The following is a 13,874-nucleotide window of genomic DNA, read 5'->3' as shown; positions in this document are numbered from 1 at the left end:
CCACACCGTGATGACGTCTTCGATCAGCACCGGCCATGACACCGCGTCCACACCGAGGTGATGGATGGCCACCACCACCCGCGCGCCGTCGGCACCCGACACCAGCACAGCCGAGATCAGCACGCCGTTCGACGGATCCATCCGCCCCAGCGCCGCCGCATGCGCCGAGCGCACCGTGTCGGCGAACTCCGGCGTCCCGGTCGCCGCGGGCGTCGAGACCTCGGCGACCACCGGAGGATGACCGACTCCAGCGGTCTGGCACCACCGGCCGCCGGTGTACACCAGACGGGCGGACAGCATCGGGTGCGCATCGGCGACCGTGCCGAGCACCGCACTCAGCACGGCGACGTCCGCTGCATCCGGCGCCACCAGGACCACCGACTGCGAGAAGTCGGCGAAGTCCGCCGGGGTGTCGGACAACTCCAGCATCCAGGACACCACCGGCGACAGTTCCACCTCGCCGGTGGGGCCCCCGGCCGGTTCGTCGACCATGGGCACCCGATCGCCACCGGCCGCGAGCGCCCGGGCCATCGCACGCACGGACTTGTGCTCGAACACCTCGCGCGGCGACAACGACAGCCCGGCCGCGCGGGCCGCCGAGGACAACTGGATCGACAGAATCGAATCACCGCCGAGCGCGAAGAACGACTCGACGACGCTCACCCGGTCGACGCCGAGAACCCCGGCCACGATCGCTGCCAGGGTCTCCTCTGCCGACGACGACGGCGGGACGTGGTCGGCGGTGTCGGTGACGATCACCGGTGCCGGCAGGGCGCGCTTGTCCAGCTTTCCTGCCGGGGTCAGGGGCAAGGCGTCGAGCACCATGATGCTCGACGGCACCATGTGCGACGGCAGGCGTTCGGCGACATGATCGCGCAGCGACGCGACGTCGACCGACCGGTCGGCGACCACATAGCCCGCCAGCGCGCTCGCCACCGATCCGCCGACTCCGACCACCACGGCCGACGCGACGGCCGGATGAGACTCCAGAGCAGCCTCGATCTCCCCCAGTTCGATGCGCAACCCGCGGAGTTTCACCTGGTCGTCGCTACGCCCCACGTACTCGAGCACGAGCTCGCCCGTCTCGGTGCGGCGCCATCGGACGACGTCGCCGGTGCGGTACATCCGATCGCCCCGGCCTCCGAACGGATTCGCCACGAACCGTTCCGACGTCAACGACGGACGGCGCAGGTACCCGCGGGCGAGCGCCACACCGCCCGCGTACAGGTCACCGGGCACTCCGACGGGGACGGGATTCAGCCGGCCGTCGAGCACCAGGAGCCCCACACCGTCGATCGGGCCGCCGATGTGGACCGGCGAGCCGGGTGTGAGTGCGCGACTCATCGCCACGGCGATCGAGGCCTCGGTGGGCCCGTAGGCGTTGAAGAAGGAGAGCCCCGACGACCACCGGTCGACCAGGGTCTGCGAGACCGCCTCACCACCGGACATGAGGACGCGGAGATCCGGCACCGAATCCGGCTCCAGGGTCGCCAGCACCGTGGGGGTCAGGAACACGTGGGACAGTCGCTGGTCGCGGATCAGCGCCGCCAGCATGTCGCCGCCGAGCACGCTGTCCGGCCGGTACACGAAGGTCGCTCCGGAGGTCGACGCGAGCAGCCATTCGAGAATCGACGCATCGAAACTGGGAGAGGCGAATCCGAGAACCCGAGACCGTGTGTCGACGCCGAACCGGGCGACCTCGGCGACCGCGAAGTTGTGGATGCCACGATAGGTCACCGACACCCCCTTCGGGGTGCCCGTCGAACCGGATGTGTAGATCACATAGGCGATGGCGTCGAGCCGTGGTGCGGCGGGCAACTCGTCGGCCCGCACCGGCGCGTCGTCGAATGCGCCACCGATCTCCTCCGATCCGATGCCGTCCACCGGGCTCCAACGCACCCCTGACGGCAACGCCGAACGCAGCCGCGTGGTCGTCAGGCCGGTGCGCACCTGCGAGTCGGTGAGCATGTGCTCGATCCGCTCGGCGGGATAGTCCGGGTCGATCGGCAGATAGCCTGCACCGGTCTTGGCCACCGCCCACATCGCCGTCAGCAGTTCGACCGAGCGGCCGATCGCGAGCGCGACAAGGGATTCGGTGCCGATCCCCTGCGCGATCAGCCAACGCGCCAGCCGATTGGAACGGGCGTCCAGCTCGGCATAGGTCAGTTCCGCCCCGTGCCCGTCGGACACCGCGACGTGTTCCGGATGAGCGCGGGCGATCTCGCCGAACACCTCGGCCAGCAGCCGCGGGGCCGCCACCGGCCCACCGGTCACCGGAAGCAGTGCCCTGGCCTCGTCGTCGGCGAGCAGAGAGGTGTCACCGATGGGCAGGGCGGGCTCGAGGGTCAGCTTGTCGAGCAGCCGGACCAGTTGTGCGGCCATGTGCTCTGCGGTGGGGGCGTCGAACAGATCGACCGCGTAGATCAGCGAGCCGTGCCACCTGTCACCACCGTCCGTGATGCCGACGGTGAGATCGACCTTCGCCGGAACACCTTCGACAGCAATGGAACTCACTTCCAGTCCGGCGATGTCCGCGGTGAGGACGCCACCCTGGGCGAACTCTGCGAGCACCGACTGATCGAAGGACAACAGGACCTGTGTGAGGGGGGCGAAGGCTTCCGACCGCACCGGTTGTAGGTGCTCAACCACCGTCTCGAAGGGCACATCCGCATTCGCGAACGCCTCCAGATCGGTGACCCGCACCTGATCCAGCATGTCGACGAACGACATTTCCGCCCCGACACGTGTCCGCAGCACCAGCGTGTTCACGAACATCCCCACCAGTGGATCCAGCACCCGCTGACCGCGGCCCGCGATCGGCGTGCCGACCGCGATGTCGTCGGTCGCCGACAGCCGGCCCAACAACACGGCCAGGCCCGCGTGCACCACCATGAACGGCGTCACGCCGCGCTCGCGCGCCAGCACCGAGATCCGGTCGACCACCCAGGTGGGCACCTCGAACGAGACCTCCGCGCCACGCTGCGACGCGACGACCGGACGTGGCCGGTCCCCGGGGATCTCGAGCACGTCGGGCGCGCCGGCGAGTTGCGTCGACCAGTAGGCGAGCTGACGCCCCACCACCGAATCGGCGTCGTCGGCAGAACCCAGCACCTCATGCTGCCAGATCGCGAAATCCGCGAACTGCACGTCCAGGGGCGCGAACTCGGGCTCGACGCCCGCCACCCGCGCCGAATAGGCTGCAACCACATCGGCCACCAGCGGCCCCATCGACTCGCCGTCGGCCGCGATGTGATGCGCCACGAGGCCGAACACGAACTCGTCCGCCGAGCTACGCCACAGTCGTGCCCGCAGCGGCCACTGCGATGTCACATCGAACCCGCCCGCTATCGCGGCCTGCAGTTCGTCGCCCGAATCCACCACCGCCCAGTCCAGTCGTTCGGCGACCTCCTCCGGAGAATCGACGACCTGTACCGGAATACCTTGCCGCGCCGGGAACGTCGTACGCAGCACCTCGTGCCGGATCACCACATCCGTCAGGGCGGCACGCAGCGCGTCCACGTCGAGATCACCCGCCAGGCGCAGCAGCACCGGGATGTTGTACGTCGACGCCGCCGGATCGAACTGGTTGATGAACCACATCCGCAGCTGCGCGAACGACACCGGCACCTCGTCGGGCCTCGGCTGCACGGGCGTGACGGGTGCGAGCGCAACCCCACGACCGCCGACCACGTCGGCCAGGCCACGCACCGACGGCATGTCGAACACATCCCGCACCGACAGATCCACGTTGAAGGCCTCGCCTGCGCGCCCGACGATACGTGCCGCGGCCAGGGAGTTGCCGCCGAGATCGAACACCGAGTCGGCGACGCTGACCCGTTCGAGACCGAGCACGTCCGCGACGATCTCGGCGAGGATCTTCTCGGTCTCGGTGCCGGGTGCGACATACTGCGCCACCGTGAGGATCTCGGGTTCGGGCAATGCCCGGCGGTCCAGTTTCCCGTTCACCGTGAGCGGCAGCTGATCGATCGGCATCACCACGTCGGGCACCATGTAACTCGGCAACGCCCCTGCCGCGGCGATGCGGATCTCGGATGGGGCCACATCGGTGTCGGCCTCGAGCACCACGTAACCCACCAGGAGTTCGTCACCGTTGTCGCGCTGCCGGACCGCCACCGCGGCCGCGTCGACTCCGCGCGTGGCCAGCAGCGCCGACTCCACCTCGCCGAGCTCGATGCGGAAGCCACGCAGTTTCACCTGCGCATCCGACCGACCGAGATACTCCAGCGTCCCGTCCCGCCGGATCGCGACGTCACCGCTGCGATACATACGCGTTCCGTTGCCGGTGAACGGATCGGCGACGAATCGTCCCGACGTCAGCCCCGGACGGCCGAGATACCCACGCGTCACCTGGGTGCCACTGACATAGATCTCGCCCGGCACTCCGTCCGGCACCGGACGGAGTCGGTCGTCGAGCACATGGATCGTCAATGCGGGCAGACCCTCACCCACATCCGAGCCCTTCGCGGACGCCACGAAGTCGGGATCCAGTGCCCGGAACGTGGAGTGCACCGTGGTCTCGGTGATCCCGTACATGTTCACCAGTACGGGGCCCACCGTGCCCTCGGCCTCGAGCCGGTCCTCGTACCACCGACGCACCTGCGCGAAATCCAGTGCCTCACCGGCGAACACCATGTAGCGCACGCTCGCGGGCAACGGATTGCGCGACGACGGACGCACGGCCGCGGCGAGCTGGTAAAAGGCCGACGGCGTCTGCGAGACCACCGTGACCGATTCCGTGGCGAGCAGTTCCGCGAACTCGTCCGGGCTGCGGGTGGTCAGGAAGTCCACCACCACCAGCCGCCCGCCGAACAGCAGCGGTCCCCACATCTCGAAGACCGACACGTCGAACGCATAGGAGTGGAACATCGTCCACACATCTGCCTCGGTGAACCCGTAGTGCCGCTGAGCCGCAGACATCAGCGCGATCACGCTACGATGTTCCACCACAACACCTTTGGGTCTACCAGTGGAGCCCGACGTGAAGATCAGGTAAGCGACTTGTCGAGGGTCGATCGACGCCGGGAGCGAGTCTTTCCCCGACGAACCGGCCGTCATCAGTTCGTCGACGGTGCTGCGCTCGACGTCGAGGAAGTCGAGTGTCTCCCGTCCGCCGTGGTCGGTGATGATCAGCGACGGCGCGGCATCCGCGACGACGAACGAGAGTCGCTCGGCCGGATGTGACGTGTCCAGGGGCAGATAGGCCGCGCCGGACTTGAGGATACCGAGAATCGCGACCATCACCTCGACGGTCCGTGGGGTGGCCAGTCCGACGACGTCTCCTTCGGCGACGCCGGCGGCGACCAGCCCGGCGGCGACGGCATCCGACCGCTTGTCCAGCTCGCGATAGGTCAGCGCAGCGCCGTCCAGGTCCGTCACCGCGACGTGTTCGGGGAACCGGTGGACCGCCGAGCGGAAGATCCCCGGCAACGATCCCCAGTCCGATGTCCCCGCCACCGCACAGGCCCGTCCGCGGATCTCCTCGAGCGCGGCCTGTGTCGCGGTGGCGATTCCCGCCGGGTCGAGACCGTCCCGAGGGATCAGTGCCGTCACGATGGCGCTCACCGCCGCCTCGGTGTCCAGGCCCCGGGCGGTGAACACCGCCGCGGTCGCACTCACACGCGTGTTCAGATCTGCGAAGGTGGTGCGCCCACCGGCATGCGACAGGGCGATTGTCTCCGGCTCGATCTGCGCCGCAATGGTGATCAGGTCTCGTGTCGGCGGACGCCGTCCCCATCCCGTAGAAATGTCCACCACGTCCGCACCGATCCCCGTCACGTCCGTTCGCTACCTTCCGCCTCGACCGAATTCGTAGGGTTTCCGCCGCGCGCGGCGTCACGATCGCGCCGGCCGGCGGCGATCACGCCATGGGCACGCTCACGGAGCTCGGCCAGCAGTCCGTCGAAACCCTCCGGGCCGGATTCCGCCAGCCCGGGAACAAGTGTCATGAGAGCCATCGTCAGCGCCGAATCCGAATCGGACGCTGCAGGATTCATCGCACTGGTCATGATCTCGAGGTCCCCGAAACCGAGTGCCGCCGGACCGCCGACCGCGGTGGCGGTGCGATCGATCGCGGCGGCCTCGAAGACCAGCACGGCCAGACTCTCGTCCGCGTCGTCCACCGGCGATCCGGCCGCCGCCACCACCTCGTCGTCGAGACGGATGCGCACGTCACCGACCACACACTCCGGGTCGTCCGCGACCGCCTCCAGCAGCTGCAGATACCGCAGGGCCATCCGATCGATCGTCGTCCGGTCGAACAGATCTGCGGCATAAAGGAATTGCCCGCGCAGCGCGCCCCCGCTCCCGTCCCGGTCCGGGTCGTTCGGGAAGAGGGTGAGCTGCAGGTCGACCTTGGCCGATGCCAGCTCCTCGTGTATCGGCTCCACCGTGAGCCGATCGAACTGCAGCGTCGGGAACTCCACGTCCTGGAACGCGAGCATCACCTGATAGACCGGGTTGTAGGACGTGGGCGGCTTGGGCAGCGTCCGCGACACGATGTTCTCGAACGCGATGTCGGTGTGCGACATGTCCGCGAGATCGTCGTTGCGCACACGCTCCAGCAGGTCGACGAACCGCTCACCCGGGCTCACCCTGGTCCGCAGGGCCAACGTGTTGACGAACATCCCCACCACGTCGTCGAGACTCTGCTCGCCACGGCCGGCGAACGGCGTTCCGATCACCAGGTCGTCGCGGCCCGAGATCCGGTTCAACAGCATCGCGAACGCGGCGTGGATCACCATGAACGACGTGGTGTGATGTTGCCGCGCAACGATGTCCAGATTGGTCACCACAGACGCGGGGACCTCGAAGTCCACCATGTCGCCGCGGAAACTGGGCGTCTTCGGCCGGGAGTGGTCGTGGGGCAGCTCCAACCGCTCGGGCGCTCCCGCCAGCCGCTCGTCCCAGTATGCGAGTTGACGCTCCTCCTCGGTGACGCCGTCGCCGTCGGTGACCGCCAGACGTTCGGACAGCCAGAGGCTGAAGTCCGCGTACTGCACCGGCAGGGGTTTCCATGCCGGCTCCGCCCCCGCGCTGCGTGCCGCGTACGCCGTCATCAGATCCCGCGCCAGTGGCGCCATCGAGGCCCCATCCGCGCTGATGTGGTGGACCACGAAGACCAGGATGTGCTCGTGCGCAGAGACCTTGAGCAACACCGCCCGTACCGGCGGTCTGGTGGTGATGTCGAAACCCTCGCCGGTGACCTGACCGATGGCCGACTCGATCGATGTCGTGACGGTGCGCTCCTCGATGGTCAGCTCACTCTCGACCACGTCGGCAGGCATGATCACCTGGATCGGCTCGTCATTGATCATCGGATAGGTCGTGCGCAGCGATTCGTGTCTGCGAACGATGTCGGCGGTCGCGAGCTGGAGCGCGACGACATCGAGATCGCCCGTCAGTCGCAACGCCATGGCGACGTTGTAGGCCGCGGACTGCGGATCGGCGCGGTTGACCAGCCACAGCCCACGCTGCATCCCGGACACACGTACCAGCTCCGCTCGGCTGCGCGCGAGCAGCGGCGGGCCGCCCTGCCCGGTCGGACCACCGGCGAGAGCCTGGGCGAGCGACGACACCGTCGGGCGCTCGAACAGCAGCTTCACCGGGACCTGTCGATCCAGGAGCGCGGACAGTCGGGAGGTCACCTTGGTCGCCGAGAGCGAACTGCCACCGAGGTCGAAGAAGTCGGCGTCGGCACCCACCCGATCCTGGCCGAGCACCTGGCCGAAGATGCCCGCGACGACCGCCTCCATCTGCGAGGTCGGCGCCCGGTACGGCGCGGACACGGTGAAGTCCACCGGCGGAAGTGATTTCCGGTCGATCTTGCCGGCGGTGGTCAACCGGAATTCCTTCACGATCACCACCGCGTGCGGGACCATGTAGCCGGGCAGTTGCGCAGCCGCGTGTTCGAGTATCCGCTTGGGCTCGGCCGCCGCGCCCTCGACCAGTCGTGCGTAGGCCACCAGCACGTCGTCACCGCCCGGCCCGGGAACCCCGAGGCTGACCACCTCGGTCACCATCGGGTGATGCAGGATCGCGGCGTCGACCTCACCCGGCTCGATCCGTAGCCCGCGGATCTTGAGCTGGAAGTCGGTGCGGCCCACGTACCGGAGATTTCCCGACGCCGTTCGCATGGCCCGATCGCCCGTGCGATACATCCGATCTCCGGCGGAGAACGGGTTCGCCACGAACCGGGTGGCGGTGAGATCGCTCCGCCGATGATAGGCACGGGCGAGCTGGGCCCCGGACAGATACAGCTCACCGGGCACCCCCACGGGGACCGGGCGAAGGGTGTGATCGAGCACCAGACTGCCGACTCCCGGCACCGCTTGCCCGATCGTGACCTCGTCGCCGTCGTGCAACGGCCCCGCCGCGGTGGCCCAGATCGTCACCTCGGTCGGGCCGTACAGGTTGAAGAACGCCCGGCCGGCCCGCGCCCACTTCCGCATCAGATCGGGGGGGCACGCCTCTCCGACACTGATCACGCGGCTCAGGCTGGGTACGGCGGCCGGTTCCAGCGTGCCGAGCGCGGACGGGGTCATGACCGCATGGGTGACCCGATGCCGGTCGATGAGCTCGGCGAGTTCGTCGCCGCCGAACACACCCGCCGGGCTGACGACGAGCTCGGCACCCGTGCACAGTGCCATGAGGATCTCGAAGATGGACGCGTCAAAACTCGGTGACGCGACGTGCAGCACCCGGGAGCGCTCGTCGAGGCGCAGGATCTTCTGCTGATTGGCCACCACGTTCGCGAGGCCGACGTGACTGAGCGCGGCCGCCTTCGGGCGCCCGGTGGAACCGGAGGTGTAGATCAGGTACGCGAGATCGTCCACGCGCGGGGCGCGCCGGAGCTCACCGGCGTGCAGGCGCGCACCGCTGTGACCGGCCAGTTGCAGCTCCACCGCCGCGTCGTCCACCTCCAGCCAGGAGACACCCTCGGGTGCCTTGCCCCGGACGGCCGTCGATGTCAGTCCAAGGGCCGCCCCGCTGTCGGCGAGGATCTCCGCGAGCCGTGACGGCGGATGGCCGGGATCGATGCTGACGAACGCGGCGCCCGACTTGATCACCGAGACCATCGCGAGCACCGAGAGATGCGAACGCGGGATGCAGATGGCGACCACGTCGCCCGGGCCCAGACCACGGGCGACCAGTTCCCGCGCGAGTTGATTCGACACCACTTCCATGGTCGACCAGGTGATGGTGGACGTGCCGCTGATCGCCACCGCCGCCGGATTCGCGTGCACCACTCCGGCGACCAGCAGGTCGCGCAGGGTCTCCGGGATCACTCGCGTTTCCGGAGGAGCGGTCAGCGCCGCCCGCTCCTCCCCCGCCACGAGATCGATCGTGCCGACCGGTCGGGTAGGCGACTCGATCATCGTCCGCAGGACGGTGACGAGTTGCGTCGCGACCCGCTCGATCGTTCGGTGATCGAAAATATCTGCAGCGTAAGCGTATTCCACGTCCAGACCGGTTCCACCGACCTGGTCGGTGACCGTTACCGAGAGATCGAACTTGGCCGCCGGAACACGTGCGTCGAGCATCTCGGCCGACTCGACCCAGTCCCCGAGCGCCGTCGCCTGCCCTGGATGCATGGTCAGCGCCACCTGGAACAACGGGGTGTGGGCCGCCGATCGTTCGGGGGCAACTGCTTCCACGACTCGCTCGAAGGGGATGGACGAGTGCCGCATCGCCCGGGTGCGGATGGTGTGCGCCCGGTCGAGCAGTTCGGCGGTCGTGTCCTCCGGGCGCATCGACGTCCGCAGCACCACGGTGTTGACGAACATGCCCACCAGGTCGGCGGTCGCGGGCTCGTCGCGGCCGGCGACGGCCGTCCCGATCGCCACCTCGTCCACCTCTGCCCACCTTGCGAGCAACACCGCGAATGCGGTGTGCACCACGGAGAACGGCGTGACATTGTGATCCCGGGCGAGGGTGCGGATACCGGCCGCGAGGTCGGCGTCGAACACCGTGTCGACGTATCCGCCGTTACCGGTCGCGACGTGCGGACGCGGATGGTCGGTGGGCAACGGCAGGAAGCCCGGGAGCCCCGACAGTTCCTCCTCCCAGAACGCCAGGCCCTCCCGGGCGACCGGGGTCGGGTTCTCCGGGTCACCGAGGAGTTGATGCTGCCAGATCGCGAAGTCGGCGTACTGCACCGTCAGCGGCGGCAATGCCGGGCCGTCGCCGGAGCGCCGCCCGGTGTAGGCCACGAAGAGATCGCGGATGAGCGGTATCAACGAGAATCCGTCTCCCGCGATGTGGTGGAGCACCACGACCACGACGTAACCGGTCTGATCGCGGAGAATCCTCGCGCGGAACGGGATGTCGTGGGCCAGGTCGAACCCCCGGGCCGCCTCCGCGGCGATCGTCTCGTCGACTCCCTCGTCGACGACCGCGACCTCGATGTCCAGAAAGTCCATCGCCTCGGCTCGCGACAAGATCTCCTGCACGGGCTCGCCGCCCACGGACGCGAACCTGGTGCGCAGGGTCTCGTGGCGATCGACCAGGTCACCGAGTGCACCTTGCAGCGCATCGACGTCGACGTCGCTCCAGAGCCGGACGGCGCCGGGCATGTTGTAGGTGCTCGCCACCGGATCCATCCGGTTCACGAACCACAGGCGCGTCTGCGAGTGCGACAACGGGATCGTATCGGGACGCTGCTCGACCCGGATCAGTTCGGGTCGACCATCGGCCCCGCCTCGCCGGGAACGCTCCGCGATCTCGCCGACGTCGACCGAGGTGAACACATCGGTCAGGTCGATCCGAACATTGTGCTCGACCCGGCCCCTCGACACCAGGCGCGCGGCCATGAGCGAATCACCGCCCAGCGCGAAGATGTTGTCGCGCAAACCGACACGTTCGACACTGAGGAGTTCACCGATCAGTGCTGCCAGCGTGTGCTCCACCGGCGTGCGCGGCGCCTCGTAGGCGATGACCGGACGCAGGTCCGGCGCAGGCAGTTGCTTGCGATCGAGTTTGCCGGTGGCGTTGATCGGGAACTGATCGAGCAGCACCGCCGACGACGGGACCATGTGCGACGGTAGGTGACGACGGCACCAGGACAGCGCCGCGGCCTCACTGACCGAATCGTCGTCGGACCGCAGATATGCGACCAGGACCGGTCCCGGCGCCAGGTCGGTGCGCGGCACCACCGCGGTCGCATCCACTCCCGGCATGCTGTCGAGCACCGACTCGATCTCACCGGGTTCGATCCGTTGCCCGCGGATCTTGACCTGGAAGTCGGTGCGCCCGAGGTAATGCAGCTGGCCATCGGGGCTCCAGCGAACCAGGTCGCCGGTACGGTACATCCGGGAACCGTTCGGACCCAGGTGGTTTGCGACAAACCGGTCGGACGTCAGATCCGACCGACCGACATAGCCGTCGGCGAGCTGACACCCCGCGAGATACAGTTCGCCCGCGACACCGGCGGGAACGGGCCGCAGCCGCGTGTCGAGGACGTAGACGTCGGTGTTGGCCACCGGCCGGCCGATCGGCACCGGGCCGTCGTCGGCGACCACCCGATACTCGGTGACATCGATCGCGGCCTCGGTCGGACCATAGAGATTGACCAATTCGGCCGACGACCCCTCCAGCACGCGGTCGGCGAGGAGTCGCGGCAGCGCCTCGCCGGAGGTGAATACCCGCCGCACGGTCGGGGGCAGCAGTGTCAGGTGCCCGTCGTTCTGCAGGACCTCGGTGTAGACGTCGAGCATGGACGGCACGAAGTGCAGGACGTTCACCTGCTCCTCGGCGATCAGGTCGAGAAGGTATTCCGGGTCGCGGTGTCCGTCCGGCCGGGCGATCACCATCTGCGCTCCCTGGGCCAACGGCCACAACAGCTCCCAGACGGAGACGTCAAAGGTGAACGGCGTCTTGTACAGCACCTTGTCGCCTGCGACCAACGGGTAGTTGTCCTGCATCCAGGCGAGCCGGTTGTGCACTGCAGCGTGCGACACCTGCACACCCTTGGGGGTTCCGGTCGACCCCGAGGTGAACAGGACGTACGCGGCCTCGCTGCCGCCACCCGTCACACGGGCCGGCGCGAGATCGGCGATCGCAGCAGGATTGTTTGCGGCAGAGTCGAATCCGATGGAACTCATCAGTGCCGCGTCGACGATCAGGTGGGCGGCGACGGTCTCGGCGATGAGACGGCGACGCTCCTGCGGCTGTGCAGGATCGACGGGGACGTAGGCCGCTCCGACGGAGAGCGTCGCGTAGATGGCGGCGACCTGTGCGATGCCGCGGTCGAGGGCCACCACCACGTGGTCGCCGCGGCCGATGCCCGAATCGACCAGGTGTGTTGCGATCAGAGTCCGGAGGCGATCGAACTGGGTGTAGCTCCAGCGCCGTCCTCCGGACTCGATGGCGACGTCGTCGCCGCGGTCACGAACCCGCTGCTCGAAGGCGGCGAGCAGGTGTGCATCGGGATCCGGCGGCGTCGCCTGTGGTCCGATACCGAGGCCGACCATCTCCTCGCGCTCACCGTCGAGCAGCAGATCGACGTCACCGATCAGCAGATCCGTATCGGAGAAGATGCGGTCGAGGAAGGCCATGAAGCGCTGCAGATGCCCCTCGAGTTCGACGGCCGAGTAGAGATTCGGATTGCCGTGGAAGTCGACCACCAGCCGCGCGCCAGGGCTGGCCTGATAGACGTTCAGCCGCAGATCCTCCAGAATACCCGATGTGAGAATGTGGTAATCAACTGTGGCACCGGTCAATTCGATCGGCTTGTCGAAGAACATCAGGTTGATGATCGGGCCGAACGACGCGGTGTTCGCATCCTGCAGGCCGGCGTCGATGCGGATGTCCTCGAACCGGTACCGCTGGTGGCGGAGGGCACCGGTCAGCTCGAGCTGGACCTGTTCGATCAGGCCGCGCATCGTCAGCCGCGAGGCGTCGCGGACCCGAACCGGCAGCATGTTGGCAAGCATTCCGCTGGCGCGCTTGATCTTTGCCGTCGAGCGACCGGTCACGGGGAGGCTCAACACCACGTCGTCGGTGCCGGCCATCCGGGCCAGGTAGGCGGAGAAGCCCGCGGTCAGGAGCACCGCCGCCGATGTGTTGGCCTCGGCAACGACACGGTCGAGATCGGACTGCTGGGATGCGCTCAGCTCCGACCCGGCGACCAGGTTACGAGGTGACAGCTCCGCGGCCACCGATCGATGTGCAAGCGTGACGCGTTCCGGCAGATCCCGGACCCGCTCGACCCAGTACTCGCGGTCGGTCACCCGGCGGGTACCGGCGATGTACTTCTTGTCGTCCTCCACGAGTTCGGCGAGTGACGCGCCCCGGTTCGGGATGAACTCCGAACCCTCGACGGCCGCGTTGTACCTGGTCACCACCTCGAGCACGCCGGTCAGCCCGGCATAACCGTCCATCGCGATGTGATGAGCCCGCACATACCAGAAGGAACGGTCGTCGGCGACCCTGATGACCGTCGACACGACCAGGTGGTCACGTCGCAGATCCATGTGCTGCTGATAGTCGTCGTTCATCCATCGGAGCGCGGCACCGACGGGATCCGCATGGTCGCGGAAATCGAGGAAATCGAGATCGTTGTCGAGATCCTGATCGACGATCTGCATCGGTACGCCGTTGACTTCTAAGATCCGGGTGAAGGCGGACTCACGTTCACGGGCATTCGTGACGATCGCGTCTCGGAAGTACTCACGATCGAGCGGGCGGTCTTTGTCCCGGATATCGAGATACTGAGCAACGGTAACGGAATAGTCGGCAGAGAGATTCTCGGCAAACCACATCCCGCGCTGCGCGGCGGTCAGCGCGAAGGGGACCAGTTCGGCCCCGCTCTCTGTGTCTTTCTCAGTGGCGTCATGGGCGTTCTCGACCGAACCCAT

The 13,874-nt window shown here is 67.8% G+C and carries 2 protein-coding genes (1 of these 2 cut by a window edge); both read right to left on the bottom strand.

Going from position 1 to position 13,874, the window contains the following annotated elements:
• A protein-coding gene (locus tag ACPXCG_RS07650) for a non-ribosomal peptide synthase/polyketide synthase (RefSeq protein WP_425790739.1) crosses the window boundary here: on the bottom strand, nt 1-5,796 show its 5' portion. 19,227 nt of this gene lie to the left of the window's left edge; the window shows 5,796 of its 25,023 coding nt (coding positions 1-5,796); it begins with the start codon at nt 5,794-5,796; its stop codon lies beyond the left edge, outside the window.
• Nucleotides 5,793-13,874 (bottom strand): amino acid adenylation domain-containing protein, encoded by an 8,082-nt coding sequence (locus tag ACPXCG_RS07645; RefSeq protein ID WP_425790737.1) that lies wholly within the window; start codon nt 13,872-13,874, stop codon nt 5,793-5,795. The genes ACPXCG_RS07650 and ACPXCG_RS07645 overlap by 4 nt, the downstream gene beginning before the upstream one ends.

This window comes from Gordonia sp. DT218, from assembly GCF_049847105.1.
Classification (GTDB): Bacteria; Actinomycetota; Actinomycetes; order Mycobacteriales; family Mycobacteriaceae; genus Gordonia.
Note: the sequence above shows the minus strand (reverse complement) of the source record. Positions and strands in the feature narration are given on the sequence as shown.